We start from the raw sequence: 17,936 nt of genomic DNA, 5'->3' as shown, positions 1-17,936 counted from the left end.
GTCCGAGATCGCGGGTAGCGCGATCGATACACTGATAACGAGAAACAGCGTTCGGTTTTGCTTGGCTGGTGGTCGGTTTGAAGCTCATAGCGACTAAGACTGCTAATTTGATTGCGCTCATTCAAGATGCGGTCAAACGTAAGCGTGAGCCAGTGGTACACCGCTCAGTTTGTGGCTTGGACGCTCAAGGAGATAATGCAAGCGAGGCGTTTGTGGCACAATTGGATGGCGCGCGTTGCTGGCAGCAAGCACGTTCTCCTTGAACGGTCACAACCAGCGCGCCGCCCAATCGCTGATGGCGCAACAGCTGCTGTCATGCTCCTGGTTTACGACACAGCCATGGGGGATGATCGTTTAAGGTTAAGCTCGCCTTGGAGATTCTACTCAACCGGAACAACGGCCGACGCAAACCTGCGCGGTAGGCCTATTTGTGCAGAAGTTTCGCCGTAAAACGGGCCACATCGGTTAAATTCGTCTCCAGGAACTTGCTAGGGAATTGGTGAACAACAATGTTCTGTCGGCCTCAAGGTCGCCGGAGCTAAACGCAGGCGAGGAAACAGCCGCGTCATTTGCTTCAGCGCAGATGCGTTTCTGCAATCCCGAGCGAGCGCAACTGCTGCAATCCATCAAGAAGACGTCGTGTCTCGTTGTCGACAGGCGGCGCACCAACCGGAGCGCCAGGACGCGAGTGGAGGGAAGAGGGTTGATGTCAAGCACGAACGATGCCTTCGTGGAGTTTTCCGGCGTTCAGAAGACCTACGACGGTGAAGCACTGGTCGTTAAGAATCTCAATTTGGAGGTTGCTCGGGGTGAGTTTCTCACGATGCTGGGGCCTTCCGGCTCCGGAAAGACGACGACTCTCATGATGCTTGCCGGCTTCGAAGCGCCCACTCATGGTTCGATTCTGCTGGGGGGACGGGCAATCGATAACATGCCGCCGCACAAACGCGACATCGGTATGGTATTCCAGAATTACGCGTTGTTTCCGCATATGACCGTGGAGGAGAACCTCGCCTTCCCGCTCAGGGTCCGAAAGCTTGGCAAAGCCGACACTCATGCGCGGATCAAGCGGGCGCTCGATATGGTGCGTCTCGGCGCCTATGGCGGCCGACGTCCCGGCCAGCTGTCTGGCGGCCAGCAACAGCGCGTTGCACTCGCCCGCGCACTCGTCTTCGGTCCCAAGCTTGTGCTTATGGACGAGCCGCTCGGTGCCTTGGACAAGCAATTGCGCGAGCACATGCAGCTCGAGATCAAGCGTATCCACGAGAATCTTGGCGTCACGATCGTCTACGTGACGCATGATCAGGTCGAGGCGCTGACCATGTCGGACCGCATAGCGGTCTTCAATGAGGGGGTCATCCAGCAGCTCGCTGCACCTGTCGAACTTTACGAGCGGCCGCAAAGCGCTTTCGTTGCCCAGTTCATCGGCGAGAACAACCGGTTGCGGGGGAAGGTCGTGGCGATGAATGGCGCCGATTGCAAGGTAGAGATTCCCGGCGTTGGCAACGTGCACGCGCTGGCTGTCAAAGTGGAAGGGGTTGGCCAGCCGACGGTACTGTCGTTGCGGCCGGAGCGGGTGAGATTAAATCCGACACCAGGTTCGTTGCCCAACGTCTTCAGCGCGCAAGTTGCTGAGGTGATTTATCTGGGCGACCACGTGCGCACGCGGCTTTCAGTCTGCGGCCATGATGATTTTGTGGTCAAGTTGCCGAGTTCGGAAGGCGTGGTGCAGGTCGAGCCCGGGGCGGCGATCACCATCGGCTGGAATACGGAGGATTGTCGGGCGCTCGATGCGCCGTAAGCACGATCAGGGCTGCGTCGGGAAGTCTCGGCTGGCTCTTCGGCAGCGCTCCGTCCATCTTGGAGGTGGCATAAAGGGGAGAGGGTAGACGATGAGGGCATCACTGACGATCGCGAACACTCTGACCATCATCGGCCTGGTAGCGGGCATGGTCACTCTAACGAATCCCGCCCTAGCAGATGATCAGCTCATGGAAGCCGCCGGCGTCAGGTCCTTTCAGCAGGTCGTGCGCAAGGTCATTTTCGATCCCTTCTGGAAGGCGAGCGGGATCAAGGTCACTGAAGCCGAGTACGGCTACGGCCTGGCCAAAATCCCTGCCATGGTCGAGACCAGAAGCGTGAACTGCGACGCGATTTGGGCTGGCGACTCGGCGGTCCGGGAATTCTGTGCAGAGGGTTCTGTCAAGACGATCGATTGGAAGAAGCTGGGCCTTGACCGGCCCGAGTTCGAGGGCGTTAGCAGCACGGACTCTGGGGTGCCATCCAGCGTCTCCGCCGCAGTGGCGGTTCCAAAGGGTACTGCGCGGTTGGGCAGCGCCTACAAGTTCATTGCCTTTGCCAGTTCGCCCCAGGCGCATGCCGACGTGGCAAACCACACCGGCGAGGGAACGGGCAACAAGGACGCGATTGCGTTCGTCAATTGGGCGATCCTGCCTAACCTTCCGAATGAACCTGACCGTGCCCTCCGATCGGACGCAAGCTTTCGGAGTGAGAAGGGCGATAAAATCCGCCAACGTTTTACCGCTTGGCTCGCCAAGTAACGCCAAGAATGGAAATGGCGGGGATGGACTCTGTTCTCCTCATCGCCTCTACGCATGAACTGGGAGAAAATCGATGGCGACGACAGCCGTCCGAAGCACCGGAAGCCCCAAAGGCATGCCTCTGCATCTTAAGCTGCGGCGGGTCGAGCGTCGGCAGAAGCTTAAGGCCTTTATCCTCGTTCTTCCGCTCCTGCTGTTCATCTTGATCGGTTTCGTACTGCCGATCGGACGGATGCTGTTCAACGCTATTCATGACCATACCCTGTTGACCCTGATGCCGCGGACCATGACGGCGTTAAGTGAATGGGAAGGCCGGGATCTGCCGGACGAGGCGATCTATGCCGCGCTGATCGCCGATCTGAAAGATTCTTGGGCTCAGAAGACTGCGACCGCCATCGGCAAGCGGATGAACTATGAGTTGCCCGGCTCTCTCAGCCAGGTGGTATTGAGCGCGCGCAAGGCGAGCTTGCTTACCAGCGGACCCTACAAGGAGGCGATGATCGAGATTAGTCCACTTTGGGGGCGGCAGGATGTCTGGAATCTAATGAAGCGAGGAACCTCGGCCTATACGGATTACTACCTGCTACGTTCCATCGATTACCAGTATGGCCCCGATAGCCAAATCGTCGCCTCACCGCCAGAAAACGCAATCTTCCGCGGCGTTTTTTTGCGCACACTTAGTATTAGCATTAGCGTAACTGCAGTGACCCTGCTGCTCGGCTTCCCTGTGGCCTATCTCCTGGCAACATTGCCGAGCAGATCCAGCAATCTCCTGATGATTATGGTCGTGCTGCCGTTTTGGACATCATTGCTGGTGCGCACCATTGCTTGGGTCGTACTTCTGCAGCAGCACGGAGTCGTCAACGAAACGTTGATAGCGCTGCATGTCATATCTCAGCCGGCCGAGCTCGTTTACAACCGGGTCGGGACCATCGTGGCAATGACCCATATTCAGCTGCCCTTCACGCTCTTACCAATCTACAGTGTTATGAAAACAATCTCACCGACCTATGTTCGAGCCGCTCGCTCGCTCGGTGCCGGACCGTTTTATGCATTCTGGAAGGTCTACTTTCCCCAGACCCTGCCGGGGATCGCTGCCGGCTGCCTACTGACCTTCATTCTGTGCCTGGGCTACTACATAACTCCTGCTCTCGTGGGGGGGGCCGCTGACCAAATGGTTAGCTCTTTCGTTGCCTACTATACAAACGAGGAGCTCAATTGGGGCATGGCCTCGGCGCTCGGCGCCATCCTGCTCACCGCGACGCTACTACTCTACTATTCTTTCAACAAGCTGGTCGGCGTCGACCGGCTCAAGATGGGATGAGATCGATGGCTGCGTCCGTCTATGCCACTCCGATGGAGAGGGCTTGGTACTACTTCCACCGGCTGCTCTGCGGGGCGGTATTGCTGTTTCTAATCGCACCGATCTTCGTGGTCCTTCCGCTCTCATTCAATTCTGTACCCTTCTTTACCTATCCTCTGTCTGCGTTCTCTCTGCGCTGGTATCAGGAGTTCTTCCTCACCGATCGATGGCAGGGGGCGCTGCATAATTCGATCTTCGTAGCCGTATCGGTCACGCTACTGTCAACCGTGCTAGGCACGCTAGCCGCGCTCGGTCTAAGCCGGCCGAACTTCCCCTGGCGCACGGCGGTAATGACGATACTGATATCGCCTCTGGTCGTGCCAGTCGTCATCACAGCGGTAGGCGTGTATTTCTTCTATGCCGATGCTGGGCTGCTCAATAGCTTTACTGGACTAATATTGGCGCACACCACGTTGGCAACTCCCTTTGTCGTGATCACCGTCACCGCTGCACTGACGGGTTTCGACCACTCGCTAACCCGCGCAGCCGCAGGTCTCGGTGCGCCGCCTGTCACCGCTTTCTTCAAAGTCACTCTGCCGCTTATACTTCCCGGCATGATCTCCGGCTCGCTATTCGCCTTCCTTACTTCCTTTGACGAGGTAGTGGTCGCTCTTTTCGTCGCTAGCACCAATCAGCGCACTTTGCCAAAGGTCATGTTTTCTGGAATTCGCGAGGAGATCAGTCCGACGATCATCGCGGCCGCGACCGTGCTGACACTGTTCTCCATCATCATGCTGACCACGATCGAGCTGCTACGGCGGCGCTCGGAGCGATTACGTGGCATTCGCAATACCTAACCATCGCCGCCGCACATTCACACTCATGTGCTTTCGCAGCAGCGCAAGAGCCGATCTAGTCGACTCGATCACATGTTTGGGCGATCCAGACCGATCGAAATATCTCATTTGCAATAATAGTCGCTTAGTTGAAGCCTATATGAGATGGCGACGTTCATCACTCTAGCGAAAGTGGTGGTGCCGCGCCGGCATTGGCTTTGATCCACGGGAATTCTGCAAGTTCTATATTGCTGATTGGTGCTCTCTCTCTGCTCGTTCTGGAACTCCAAGAGGTTTCCCACGTCCTGTGGGCAGCGAGTTGTGTTGGGCAAAAGCATCGATTTGACTGTTACTTACGGGTTTTTCGAGCCGTGCAGAAATTACCCTATTTAAGGCGGCAGTTGGTGAAAAACGACTCTAAGAGGTGGCTAATATCTTCGAAGCCGTTTGTTGATCGCAGCGCTGGCGGCCTCAAATCGATCACGCCTCTCCGGCCTTCAGAGACGTTCTGGATCGACGGACTTCCACAAAAACCCAAGCGCGCGCCCGATGGCACGTCCAAAAAAATTCTCTATCAACCTGGAGGTTCAGACGGTGCTAGTGACCGGAGCATAAGCGGGACTTGGCGTGCGATTTGCCAAGACCCTGGCGCAATGCGGAGCTCAGGTGGCGCTGATAGCGCGGTGGTTAGATCGCCTCGAAAGGCGTGGCTCGTAGTGCATAATCCCACCGCCCGGAGCTCTCGGTTGGGCAAGTATAGGGTAACCAGAACACACCAGGCGGCCGGGTTTTGGCACGCAACGCGACTGTTTTCAGATGGACCACCGGTACTTCGAGGGCGCCGCGGTGCTGACGATGCAGACACTCGAGGAGGATATGATGGGATTATTGGACGACAAGGTGGCAATTATCACTGGGGCTGGCGGCGGACTCGGGGAAGCTTATGCAAAGCTATTCGCCAAAGAGGGGGCGGCCATCGTCGTCAATGATCTCGGTACCACTGTGAACGGTGTTGGCGCGAGCGCCGGTGCTGCAAGAGTGGTGGCCGACATATTGGAGGCCGGTGGGCGTGCTGTGGCCAATGGCGATGACGTATCCACCATGGATGGGGGGCGGAATATCCTAAGGTCCGCGATTGACGCTTTTGGCCACGTCGACATCTTGATCTGCAATGCTGGCATCTTGCGTGACCGGACATTTGCTAAGATCTCGGAGGAAGATTGGGATCTCGTTCTCAAGGTCCATCTGAAGGGAACCTACTGCTGCACGTTACCGGTTTGGGAGTGGCTCAAAGACAATGGTCGGCCGGGCGTTATAATTATGACGTCCTCAACGTCAGGATTGTTCGGGAATTTCGGCCAAGCAAACTACGGGGCGGCGAAGGCCGCTATCTATGGCTTGATAAGAGTTCTCTCCATAGAGGGTCGAAAATATGGCATTCGCGTTATGGGGGTGGCACCAAACGCGATCACGCGGATGTGGGCGGGCGTTCCAGTTGCATTGGATGCCGATCGCCTTTCGATTTTACGTCCCGAAAACGTCGCTCCTGGCGTGCTGTTCCTGGCGTCCGACTTGGCGGCGGATCATTCGGGCAAGGTCATCGCTATATCGGGGGAGGAGATCGCGGAGGCTAAAATGCTGATGGCCCAGGGGTTCCAACCCAAGGGACCCTACACCGCGCAGGACGTGGCGGCGCACGCGGCTTCAGTATTCTTCCCCGGAGACCCGCTATTTGGGTCGAAGACCGATGGACGCGCGTAGCGCCGCATCGCTTGCTGCGCCGACTAAATCGGCGGGACCGCCTCAGCTCCTTTTCGCCGGCACTAAAGCCGGATCGCCAGCGAACGGCGGCGAACAATCGCTTGCTCGTGTTCTACCGGGTTACCACAACAGCCAGCACATCATGCCGTACGTTGCATGGTGAAACTGCGCTTTGCACAATGGCAACATACCTGCCGGCATCAACAGGAGTGGCAATAACGTTTTTTCCGACTTCGGCCGTTATTCTATTAGTCCATCGAGACGGAGCCTGCGTTGATGAATGGAGCCATCTGCGAAGCTCCCGGTGATCCAGCGCTGCATATGTGCGGGCTGTTCTATGCGTGGAATTGGTGTCATCTTGGGCGACTAATCTGTGATCGCGCCGAGTACGCCTACGCGTCAGCCGATTGTACGCCGTCAATATCTAAAGCTGCGGTCCATAGCGGGATGAACTCCTGCGCCGAACCTGGAAAAATTGCCTGATATGTGTGTCGCTTTGCCGTGAGTTGGCGGTTTTCTTCTGCGAACTGGGGTAATTGTCAGGAGGATTTGGTTCTGCCGAGAGCAGTGGGTTGCTCATGCAGCCAGCCTGAACGGGACAAAGAGGACATCTGTGAGAAACGATGGCTGAAGGCATGATTCCTTTAGGCGAGAAGCTGACCCGTAGCGCGCAAGCAACTCCAGATGCACCAGCTGTTAGCTGCGGGGAGACCACACGCACCTGGCGTCAGCTTGAGGCGCATGCAAACCGCATCGCGCGGGCGTTGGAGGGGCTGGGAGTCAAGCTAGGCGATCTGGTGACGATTGGTCTTCCTAACGGTGTCGATTTTATCGAGGCTTCCTGGGGCGTCTGGAAGCTCGGCGCGACGCCGCAGCCGGTGTCCTTCCGACTGCCGCGTGCCGAACTGCAGGCCATCGTCGACCTCGCCGATCCGGCCGTGTTGATCGGCTTACCGAGCATAGATACCAACCGGCGGCGCGTCACGGTCGAGGATCTGCTCGCGCTCTCTGATGATGACCGGCCACTGAGATCGCGCGTGTCGCCGGTTTCGAAGGCTTTGACTTCGGGCGGCTCGACCGGCCGGCCGAAGCTGATTCTTGCCGGAACGCCTGGCCTGACCATCGCAGAGCCCGAAAGTCCGAGCTTCTGTCGCTTCCGTCGAGGTGGCACAGCGCTGATTCCAGGTCCCCTCTATCATAGCGGACCGTTCGGGTGCGCGATGGAGGCCATAACAAGCGATCCCATCTGGTGCTGATGCCGCGCTTCGACGCGGAGGGGTTCTCGCCGAGATCGAGCGGCGAAGGGCGACGTGGGTTTTTTTGGCGCCCACCATGATGAGTCGCATCTGGCGGGTGCCCGAAGAGGTGTGAGAACGCTATGACCTTTCATCCTTGAAGACCCTCTGGCACTTTGCCGCACCTTGCCCAATACGGCTCAAGGAGGCCTTATCAATTGGCTGGGGCCAGAGACCATCTTTGAGCTTTATGGCACCAGCGAGAACCAAGCCGGAATCGTCAACACCGGAAGTGAGTGGCTGGATCCCGCGGTTCTGTAGGCCGCCTAAGCTGGCATAAAATCAAGGTCCTCGATGCCGACGGTAACTGCTATCACCTGGCAAGTTAGGTGAAATCAACTTGCGTGGAGAGGCAAGGCCTTCTTAGGTCTGCCGCGGCGCCACGTCCCGCACGCTGCCTGGCGGCTGGGACAGCTTCGGGGATCTCGGCCACTTCGACGAAGACAGCTATCTTTACCTCGCCGATCGGCGCAGACATGATCCTGGTCGGCCTCACCTGATCAACACGAGCCCACTACACCGAGCGCTCCAATATGCATTTCATTTGACTATCGCGTCCTTTAGCTCGGGCCACAGAGCAACTCAAGGCTAGGTCCAGGCCGACTACCGCATAATGGACGATGAGGCAATTGAGTGCCAAGCCAACTCCACCGGCCCAAGCTCACGATTTTCGAAACCATCCATTTGGAGCACAAGTGACATTGGTCCCAAACGCGTCGGTGTAATAAGTGTCGACTAAGAATCCTGCTTGCTCGACCAACTGCAAGCCATCGAAAACCTCTTTATTCAACATTGTTATAACGTCCTCAATTACATAATAATCTCCTGCCACTAAATGCTGGCTCAGGTAAGAAAAAATCGAAAATACCTGTACATGCGCGTCGTCGATTACAAGCCAAGGATGAGGTAGTCTAATAAGCAGGTTTTTATCCAACGGCTCCACCTTCGAAAGGTCAATCTGATGAAAGGTAAGCAATAGATGCTTCGCATTCTCGTGGATACGTTTCGTGTGCAAGTCAAAGGAATGAACTTCACCTGGATTTTCACAAAGGATCGACATTTGATCAGCAAACCATAGTCCGCTTCCCCCTTGAAAGGAACCAAGTTCTAGAATTGTCTTCGGCTGAAGTTCCCAGATGAGCCTTGTATACAGGGTCAGATCGAAAGGGCTTTTGATATTGATCAGCCCTTTGTATGTCCGCGCCAAGGCGCCAACTGTTGTGGAGCGCTGAAAGGTCCACGGGTCAATAGACGACCTCCATGTCCGCGCCGTTGGCTTTGAAAAGCGGTCAGAATGGTCAGCATTTACCACGTTGCTCATTGATTCAAACGCGCCTCTTTGATCAAGAAGTCCAATCACGCCTGTTTCGCCTGGGTAATCCTTCTGGGTAGCCTCCCAAAGCGCTTTGTATCCGGAAGCGAGTTTCATAGGTCTATCTCCGTATCGTGGCTCTCATTATCTGAGGAAAGTGAGTGGGCTTGAGCCGGTTGACCGCGTTTCTGCGGCTGGGTGGTTCGGCTTTAAAACGTCCCGCTCGCGCTAAAGCTCAACACTGGTCGAGAACTCTTGAATGGGCCGCTACCACCGGGGCGGCCGCCGCGGCTCTTACTGCTCTCCTAGCAAGCGTCTCCTAGCAAGCGACGTGCCACTTGCGGAATAGAATGATCATTTGCTAGACGGGAGTGAACACCCGCATATGTACTAGCCAGCTTGCTGGAATGCTCACAACGCTTTATCAGGTTGGCGACATCGGCGTCATCATCCGAACATGGTGCAGCAAGGATCCAAAGTTACCACGATCACTGCACAAGGAACAAATAGCGCGCTTTTTAGCGCTTAGCGCGCCGTAATGGTCAGCGGCCTTTCGTCTCCGGTCGATCTCAGCTAATCAAGAGGCTTGCGCTCGCCACTCGCTGTCTGCGAAAACCGCTAGAGAGCCAGCGAGTTCATGAAGTCTGGCGACGTACCTTAAGAAAGGCCCCTGCCTGGCCCGAATACGTCATCTAAACGGCAGTGCGCCAGCGAGGCGCGCTCGATCCGCATGCGCGAGGTGGAATTCGCAGAACCGCTTTGGAATGTCTGCGGAACGGTTGAGGACAGAAGCCATCCACGTAAGGATTTTGAAGCGCCGGTCTGTGATAGCGCCGTTGCGATGTTGAAAGTCATGCCGAAAGAGGCGACACGCGATCGTTCGTCGGGCACCGTCCAAAAGACCACACGAGGCTGATCGGTGAACGCCAGCATGAGTTCCCGGGGCTCTAGCGTGACTCAGCGGTTAATAAGGTCACGGAACGGAGCGAGTGGTGCATCCGCGATCTCGCGACGGCCCCGAATTGATCTCGCTCTGCTTGGTGGTCCCGCCATTCAACATCGCCACGCGCAACCCTTGATGGCTAGTGCTCAACCACACCGAGCGAAGTTGTGGCCGAGAGCCTCAATCCCACATTAGCAGACCGCCGAGTGGGGACCTGACCGGTGTCGCAAACAAACTGCGCCCCTGCAGTCGCCGAGCTGTTAACCTGTGGGCAACAGCCATGGACGCGAGCCGATCGGCCGCGCCATAAGCTCGCGCGGAGGAGGGCACGCGACGGTTGCCTTTTCAATTTTGAGGCCCGACGGCAAGCGCGGGGCACGATTATAGCATCTTTGCACGACCAGAACTTGCCGAACCTGTGTAGCCGTCGGGCTTAAGGGGCACCTGATTTCTGAGAACAAGCACCGGCACGAATGAACAAGCAGTCCGGCAACCTGTTTGGCAAGCCGATGTTCATTGCCTGAGCAACCCGTCCTCCGGCGCAGCACGATCGACGATCGTTCGGATCTGCGTGAAATCTGCGAACGCGCTAGGGGACTTTTGCAGGTGGCTGCCTGATGGCCCTTACGCGAGTTATGCTGCACCGACCATCGACGCTGATTGGTAAGTCGCCATCGATGGTGGCGCGGCGAACGATGCGATGGAGGTCGCCGTAATCGTTGACCGCATAATGTTGTGTGGCGCGATTGTCCCAGACGGCGACATCGCCCTCCTTCCAGCTCCAGCGCACGGTGTTTTCGGGCGCGGTGATATGAGACTGGAAGATATCCAACAGCCTCTGGCCGTCGTACTTCGAGATACCAAGAAAACGCTGTACGTAATGGCCCAGCACCAGCGTGCGCTCGCCGGTCTCGGGGTGGACACGCACAACGGGATGTTCGGTCTCATAGATGGTACTAGTGAAGACATCGTCATAATACTTTTTATCGGCCTCGCTGGTACCAGGTCTAAGGCCGTAGTCATTGCTGTGAACCGACCATAGTTCGTCGGCAAGCCGTTGCAGCGGGAGCGGTAGATCAAGATAAGCCGTAGCTGTATTTGACCAGACCGTATCGCCGCCGAATGGTGGGATCACGACGCCTCGCAGAACCGTAATCTTGGGATACGCTTCGATGAAGGTCCCGTCGCTGTGCCACAGGTCGACTCGGAATCGGGCGGAATCGAGCTCGAGGATAGATGCCGTTCCTTTCGTAGCACCGATCGTCGGATGCGGCACGAGCCTTCCAAAACGAAGAGCAAAACGCTCCTGCTCGGCGTCGTCCAGATGACCCTGATTGCGGAAGAAGATGACCTTGTGTTTGAGCAGTACATCGTTGATCGCGGCAATCGTATGGTCTGGCAAGTCGCCTGACAGCTTAATATTCCTAATTTCAGCGCCGATGCGCGCTGCGCGTTTGATGACATCGGCAGGCGGAATAACTTTATCGATCGAAGCCGTTTCACTCATCGTGGTATCCTCCTCCACGTTACGGTTTTCTGTCGGCGAACCAATCTATCCAGCTGCGGCACCAACAGGTGAACGCCAGACCGCATAGAGCTCTTCGCCAAAATGGGCGGGATCGGCCCGTTGATAGTCTCTCGACGCGAGATCGGCCACGAACAGATCGCCACTGATCCCCACCACGATCGATCGAACACGCCGCTTGAAGCTCGATGGCGCCCCACCCCTGGATGTCAATTAACTCCAAGGCTGTCAGTTTCGCAAACTCGCCGAACTGCGAGTCATGAGCCGTCTCCCAGCGGCGGATCACAGCCAAGAAAGCGTCTAGGCTCGTAACGACGTTATGTGCCGCTTCAGCCAGCTTTCTCGGGATGATGGAGTCGATCGCGCTAGTTCCAAACACTAGTGCGAAACGCCTGCGTGCGGGCGGGGGGCAGGTGAGAGCGCTGACTTTCATGTTTGCCTCATGTTACCGGCTGATCCGCAGCAAGCACCGTGCCAATTGCAAAACCGAAGCCCAAGCCATTCCTTTCACAAGAAAACAGCTCATCATGGCGTCGAGGCCACGGGCGCGTGTTTCAAAAAGTCCCATTGTGTTGTCGCGAATACGACGAGCGCAGGTCCAGACGCGGACCGCATGGCCCTCCATCATGTGCGCAACAGCCGTGATCTGCGCACAGATGTTCTTCCGGCTTTCAAATTCGGGCTGGCTCCGCGAATATTGAGTAGAGCGCGAGAACAAGCGTGCTCCTGTCTCGTCTGCGCCGAGACCGAGCACCCGGGGGGCCACCGATGCGCGCGGCAAGTCAGCATGCGCGCAAAGCACAATAAATTTCCGAGCTGAGAGAGAAAACCTCAATTTGGTCCGCCCCATACGCTTGTCATGATTCCCTGCAGCCGTACGGCTTGCATGGCGCCGCTAAACGAGCGGCCCGCAAGGCGCGGATAGAGAACCGATCATGCGAGATCATCTATTTATCCTGCCGATGCCACATTAATGCTCATGAAACGGCGCGGTGGGGTTAAATTGGTGAAGGTAGCGGCAGCTTCAATTGCAGCGGAGAAGCTGCTTCAATGGCTGGATTTTGATAGTCGGTCGTCCCGCTGAGCGAGAATCACTGGGGCCCTTTCGAGCGAGTCCAGAATCGGCTAGGAGAAGAAAAAACGCTATCGAGAACGGATGATCTGCATCCGACCATTGATCGAGAAGCGCCAATTGACTGTCGCGGCCTCAAACTTCAGACGCGGTCGACCGCCTTCTTCAATCTGTTGCTCCCGATGATCCTGCGAATATCAGCGGGCATGAGGGCGACACCCAATGCGGCGCCTGAGCTCATCGGTGCGCGCTACGCTGCGCGCGTCAAGTCTGGGTTGGTGACCCCTCAAGAGCCTATAGCAGCAGACATGAATCGGATGTGCGTTCGGCCTTGCTGCCGCGGCCCCCGCCTAAAGGACGCGTGCAACGTCGCCTCACGACGCGGCGGAAGGATTGTGGCAGGTTCAAGAGATCAGCATAGCGACTGGCAGCCGCGTCTGCCAGAGCGGAATCAGGACGGGCAAAAAGTCTGCGTGCCAGACACAAGCCTTTCAGCCTCAATCACCTCCACAGGGCCTGCCGCGGTATTTTCGGTGCGACGGGATCGAATGGTTGGATCCGTTTGCGCGCAGACGTGTCGCGAGAAGAAAAGGCCTCCCCTTCAAGATAAGGGTAAGATTAGTGCACCAAATTCTGCTTATGTGCTTCGAGCACGGAAGGCGCGGCCGCGACTGCTGCACTTGCTTCTGTCGAGCGGGGCATTGCCATGCCAATTGCGACCTTTTCTCAGGTAGCCTTTTGCCGCTGACCATCGCGAGAGGAGTTTGTCTTGCCCGAGCGGAGCGCTACAATGTAGGTGGCTTACGCCGCGTTCGTTGCATCGGAGTCAAGCTATGAGGTCGCGCGCGCTGCAAATCGCGCGTGCTCTTCCGCTACGCGGCTGCCCGGTGGCTGGCAGGTGTTGGTCGCGAGGTCCACACGTAAGAGATGCCCTCCAGTGAGGGGGCCTTGTCGTGCTCCGTTCGCCATTCTACTCTGAACACCTCGGACCGAGTCTGAGAATGGCTCGGGGACGCTCGCCCCACAGCACAAGCAATTGCTAGGAGTTAAGCCAGCTGCATTGCCGAGGTGCTTCCTTCTAATTAGGAACTGTTCGATCTTCTTCCGCGAACGCAGCACGATCTTTTTATGACATCCGGATTTGGGAGCAGGACCAGGTGAAGTGCTCTTTCTGCGCGGTGTGAGCCGGTAGGCAGACCTAGCCATGGCCAGCAGCGAGTGCCCCTACGAGGCGCTCAGCATGGCCTTGCCGTTCTTGATCACTGTCGCGCCGCGATTGATCGCGCGGGCCTCGAACGAGATTACGTTGCCATCTCGCCACAGATCGACAGTGATCGCATCACCCGGGAGCACGGGCGCCGAGAAGCGCGCCTGATGGCTCAGAATCATCGTGGGTTCGTAGTTGCAGAACTCCTGCAACACCGCCCGGCAGGTGATGCCGAAAGTGCAGAGGCCATGCAGGATCGGCCGCGAGAAGCCGGCCCGCTTGGCGACATCTGGATCGGAATGAAGCGGATTGAGATCGCCGTTCAGCCGATAGAGCAGTGCCTGGTCTGGCCTGGTATCGAACGAGACCGACAAGTCAGGCTTGCGCGTGGGGACACTGTGAGGTTCGGGGGCGCCCGCCGATGGCCCGCCAAAGCCGCCGTCGCCGCGAGCGAAGGTGGAAGCGGTGAGGGTGGCAATCTTCTCGCCCTTGTCGTCGGTCCACACGGTCTCGTCGATCACGACCGCGCCCTTGCCCTCGCCCTTATCGTAGGCGCCGATCGTGCGGCACGTGGCCGTAAACGTCCCCGAGAACGGCAGCGGCTTGTGTAACTCGACCTTTTGCTCGCCATGCACTAACATAAGAAGATTCAGGCGGCTGATCCGGAGGCTTGGCTTTTGCCCCACTGTTGGCACGGCAGGGCGCCCATTGGCAGAAGCCAGCACTGTGGCGGCTGTCGGCACAACCTTGACGTCCTTTTCGTATACGAACGACAACTCGCGCTCGTTCATTGGATCACGGCCCATGCCGATGCCCAGCGCATACAGCATCACGTCTTTCTTACCATAGGTAAAGACGCGCGGCTCAGTTCTCTGCTCCAAGATGTCAGGGTAATGGATCACCATGCAATGTCCTGCTCATTGTGCCGCCGGGCGCTTCGCGTGCAAGATGACGACGTGCAGTGTCTCCTTGATCGTCGTTGCGTTCGCTTGCGGGCAAGGGTTGCTCCAGATCGTCAGTGAGGTGGACTCCAGTTTTAAGGCGCGCAACCGATCGCTCCTTCGAGCGAGACTGGTCCATTGACACGCCGATGATGCCGGCAGACCCGGACGATGCCGCTAACCTCGCGTTCAGTTCTTTGCGATCGATGGCGGCGTCGTACGTCGCCCGTTCAACTCGATACCGACGAAGTGCCACCGGAAAGTGTTCTTTCCCTCCGGTGTCTGCCCAGTTTGAGATAGCCTCCAGAGGAGTGTCTCCGTTCAACTCCTGGAGCTTGGCTTCCAAGTGCCGCTGCGCTAATTCCGCCACCAGGGAGTGACCTAGCTGTCCCCAGGCCAGAGGGGACCATGTGCTGGCCATTAACGCAGCCGTACAGATCGGAAGTATAAGTCCGTGCAGCTTCACTAGCCTTCCTCAGTTTGGTCAATCGCGTCAAACGGTTTGTAGTCGGAGCTCAGTCTTGGCGCTACGAACGTTCACTAGTAGATCAGCGGTGTCGGGCGGGGCACGAAAACCAATTTGGTGCTGAGCGCGTGCTACCACCATTGTTTCGAAAGCTGCAAGGAGGAAAGTAAGTACGCGCAATTCACAAGTGCGGTAGGAAAGTCCATTGCAATGACGGCGGGGCAAAAGATGTCGCCGTGAGCTAGATCCCCGGACATCGATCATATCAAGTCTAAGACCCGGCCAAGACCCGAAACTCGATAAATCCATTTATGAGTAGGTGGACGGCGAAACTTGTCGCGATCGCGCCAAAGAAAAGGCCTTGAGTCCCGATAACGGTATCCTGCACTTTTGACCACGAAGTTCGGATCGGTCGAGAGCTTGAACGTTTCCATCCGGTGCGGCTGGATCCCGAACGCCCGCCAGATGCGTTGGACAGTCGATACCGATGGGCCGCTAGTCTTTGCCATGTCGCGGGAGCTCCATTGAGTGGCGGCCTCAGGGCAACTCTCCAACTTCTCACGATCACGGCTTCGATGCGGGCATTGTCGATCGTGCGCGGCGCGCCGCTCGTCGTACAGCCAGGCCGCACGCTACTCCATAAAAAGCCGCTCGCCACTTCCGTGTTCTGACCTCCTTCCGCACAGGTCAGCACGATCCGGGCTCTCAGAGCCAGCGCTTGCGCCATCCTCTGCCGCATCACCAGCGACGTCAGTTCAGCACGCTCATCATCGCTCAATATGACGGGGCAAGTTGCTGGACGGCCCTTGGAGAGGCCATCGCTGTTTGCCTCCATCCTTGGCGCCGCGACCCGAGTCTACCGCGAATCTACGACTGCTAACTTGGGACACTAGCACGAAATCCTTCCTGATTTCGAAGAGTTTGGGTCCGCGCATTTCTCCGGCCTGGGAGGGCTGCTGGCGCCCCCACGGCATGAGCCAAACCCATCTGCGGGGTGTCAGAAAAACCGGCGCGCCTCCAACAGCTGACATCCGTGCATTACTGTTCGACCAGAAAAATGCCTGCTGTAAGAGGGAGAGAGAGAGAGAGCATGCGCCGACGGTAAGTGGTAAAAAATGACGACGTCATCATGACCACAGTATTTGAGCCTAGACCCGAGGGACGATCGGGACGTTAACGCATTCTTGTCACGCCGGCCGTGTTGGGTTCGTTGCGGCCATGTGCGAAATCCGACAACCTGCAGCTGATTCCAAGGTCAGACGGCTTGCTGCGCGCTTTTTCCTACCCTCGGGCAAGCCGCCGCGACATCCCGCCTACGGCACGCCGATTGCTTGGACGAGGACTACGGCTGTCGAAGCGTTGGCGGCGCCGCAACGCGTTCCCGATGAGCCCCGTTGGATGGCCCCGAGTAAGGCGTGGCGCTGCCTACGCGCGACGCTCAATGCAGATAAAGTGATCCCCGATCTAGTCGAGCCCGCTGCAGCAAGCTTCAGTATGGGAGAAGGTGGATATGATCTCTGAAGTATTCATTACTTGTGCGGTAACAGGGAGTGGGGATGCGTTCGAGCGTAGCCCGCATGTACCGGTTACCCCGGACCAGATTGCTCGGTCTGCCATCGAGGCTACGCGGGCCGGGGCGGCGGTGGTGCACATCCACGTCCGTGATCCCACAACGCGGCGTGGCTCGCGCGATCCGGCGTTGTACCGGGCAGTGGTGGAGCGCATTCGGGAGGCAGACGTCAATCCGATCATTAACCTAACTGCGGGGATGGGCAATGGCCTTGTACTGGGTGATGCGGAGTCTCCTCTGCCGCCGAACCCAGCGGGCACGGACATGGCGGGCGCGCGCGAGCGGCTAGTGCATGTAGAAGAGCTTCGCCCCGAGATCTGTACCCTGGATTGCGGATCGATGAACTGGGGCGCCGGCAGTCAGTACGTCATGGTCAATACGGCGGGGACGTTGCGCGCGATGGCCGCACACGTGAAGGAGCTCGGTGTTCGCCCTGAGCTCGAGGTGTTCGATGCTGGTCAACTGGTATTGGTGCGGGATTTGATCAAGGAAGGGCTGATTGACGATCCAGCGTTGATCCAGCTCTGTTTGGGAATTCGCTACGGCGCGCCAGATGACCCCACCACGCTGATGGCGTTGGTGCACCAGCTCCCGCCACAGGCCATTTACTCTATCTTCTCGATCGGGCGGATGCAGCTACCCTATGCGGCGCTGGCCCCGTTGGTCGGTGCAAACGTGCGGGTAGGCTTAGAGGATAACATTTACCTCTCTCGGGGACGATTGGCCACAAACGCCGAGCTAACGCAACGGGCAGTAGAAATTCTCGAGCGCATGGGGATCCGGGTGATGAGCCCAGATCAGGTGCGGCGGAAGCTCGCATTAAAGTTCAGGTCTGAGGCGCAAAGTTAATGTCTGGGAGGAGCGTGCTTAACCTGCTCGGGCGCGGAGTCGTCGATCCAGCCGAATGGCACTGGTTGCGTGATCCCAAGTACGAAAACGGCAGAAGGTTGGGTGAGGACTGTGGCTCTCTCCACGTTACCGAAAGCCGCTATCTAGAGCTCTACAGTATTGGCACGGAGAACCCGGGAGGTTGTGGCTCACGCACGATGATGACCAGAAGAAAGGCTCGATCGGCACCGCACCGATGCGGCAGACAATGAAGGCGTAATGGGTGAACAGATGTAGGTTCACCGCGAGGCCCGAA

The 17,936-nt window shown here is 57.5% G+C and carries 13 protein-coding genes; 7 read left to right on the top strand and 6 right to left on the bottom strand.

Annotation, left to right across the window (positions count from 1 at the left end; translation table 11 throughout):
* The first annotated feature begins 706 nt into the window (after nucleotides 1-706).
* The 6 genes from XH84_RS33440 (at nucleotide 707) to XH84_RS41155 (ending at nucleotide 7,717) form a co-directional block, all read left to right on the top strand.
* On the top strand, nucleotides 707-1,801 hold the full coding sequence (locus XH84_RS33440) for an ABC transporter ATP-binding protein (protein ID WP_128948611.1): 1,095 nt from the start codon (nucleotides 707-709) through the stop codon (nucleotides 1,799-1,801).
* Nucleotides 1,802-1,892: 91 nt separating this feature from the next.
* Nucleotides 1,893-2,561, top strand: a complete 669-nt coding sequence (locus XH84_RS33435; RefSeq protein ID WP_128948610.1) for a hypothetical protein — start codon at nucleotides 1,893-1,895, stop codon at nucleotides 2,559-2,561.
* A 73-nt stretch (nucleotides 2,562-2,634) separates the two neighbouring features.
* On the top strand, nucleotides 2,635-3,885 hold the full coding sequence (locus tag XH84_RS33430) for an ABC transporter permease (protein ID WP_128948609.1): 1,251 nt from the start codon (nucleotides 2,635-2,637) through the stop codon (nucleotides 3,883-3,885).
* Nucleotides 3,886-3,890: 5 nt separating this feature from the next.
* Complete coding sequence (locus XH84_RS33425) at nucleotides 3,891-4,721, top strand: ABC transporter permease (protein ID WP_128948608.1); 831 nt, start codon at nucleotides 3,891-3,893, stop codon at nucleotides 4,719-4,721.
* Nucleotides 4,722-5,579: 858 nt separating this feature from the next.
* Nucleotides 5,580-6,461 (top strand): SDR family NAD(P)-dependent oxidoreductase, encoded by an 882-nt coding sequence (locus tag XH84_RS33420; RefSeq protein ID WP_128948621.1) that lies wholly within the window; start codon nucleotides 5,580-5,582, stop codon nucleotides 6,459-6,461.
* 623 nt (nucleotides 6,462-7,084) lie between these two features.
* Nucleotides 7,085-7,717 (top strand): AMP-binding protein, encoded by a 633-nt coding sequence (locus tag XH84_RS41155; RefSeq protein ID WP_245471947.1) that lies wholly within the window; start codon nucleotides 7,085-7,087, stop codon nucleotides 7,715-7,717.
* Between the two features lie 700 nt (nucleotides 7,718-8,417).
* Here XH84_RS41155 and XH84_RS33410 read toward each other — a convergent pair.
* From XH84_RS33410 to XH84_RS33385, 6 genes are all read right to left on the bottom strand, one after another.
* Nucleotides 8,418-9,185, bottom strand: coding sequence for a CmcI family methyltransferase (locus tag XH84_RS33410; RefSeq protein WP_128948607.1), 768 nt, complete (start codon nucleotides 9,183-9,185; stop codon nucleotides 8,418-8,420).
* Between the two features lie 540 nt (nucleotides 9,186-9,725).
* Nucleotides 9,726-10,001: a hypothetical protein gene (locus XH84_RS33405; RefSeq protein ID WP_128948606.1), complete on the bottom strand. Its 276-nt coding sequence runs from the start codon at nucleotides 9,999-10,001 to the stop codon at nucleotides 9,726-9,728.
* A 599-nt stretch (nucleotides 10,002-10,600) separates the two neighbouring features.
* A complete protein-coding gene (locus XH84_RS33400; RefSeq protein WP_128948605.1) occupies nucleotides 10,601-11,518 on the bottom strand; it encodes a TauD/TfdA dioxygenase family protein in 918 nt (305 codons plus the stop codon).
* A gap of 463 nt (nucleotides 11,519-11,981) precedes the next feature.
* Entirely contained in the window at nucleotides 11,982-12,254 is a 273-nt protein-coding gene (locus tag XH84_RS33395; protein ID WP_128948604.1) for a hypothetical protein, read from the bottom strand.
* Between the two features lie 1,578 nt (nucleotides 12,255-13,832).
* Nucleotides 13,833-14,720 carry a MaoC/PaaZ C-terminal domain-containing protein gene (locus tag XH84_RS33390; protein ID WP_128948603.1) on the bottom strand — a complete coding sequence of 296 codons (888 nt, stop codon included), beginning with the start codon at nucleotides 14,718-14,720 and terminating at the stop codon, nucleotides 13,833-13,835.
* Nucleotides 14,701-15,177, bottom strand: coding sequence for a S1/P1 nuclease (locus tag XH84_RS33385; RefSeq protein ID WP_128948602.1), 477 nt, complete (start codon nucleotides 15,175-15,177; stop codon nucleotides 14,701-14,703). Before XH84_RS33385 ends, XH84_RS33390 begins: the two co-directional genes overlap by 20 nt.
* Nucleotides 15,178-16,732: 1,555 nt before the next feature.
* Between XH84_RS33385 and XH84_RS33380 the strand changes: the two genes are divergently transcribed.
* Nucleotides 16,733-17,641: a beta-keto acid cleavage family enzyme gene (locus XH84_RS33380; RefSeq protein ID WP_128948601.1), complete on the top strand. Its 909-nt coding sequence runs from the start codon at nucleotides 16,733-16,735 to the stop codon at nucleotides 17,639-17,641.
* The last annotated feature ends 295 nt before the right edge of the window (nucleotides 17,642-17,936 follow it).

It is taken from the genome of Bradyrhizobium nanningense (assembly GCF_004114535.1).
In the GTDB taxonomy this organism is placed as follows: Bacteria; Pseudomonadota; Alphaproteobacteria; order Rhizobiales; family Xanthobacteraceae; genus Bradyrhizobium; species Bradyrhizobium nanningense.
Note: the sequence above shows the minus strand (reverse complement) of the source record. Positions and strands in the feature narration are given on the sequence as shown.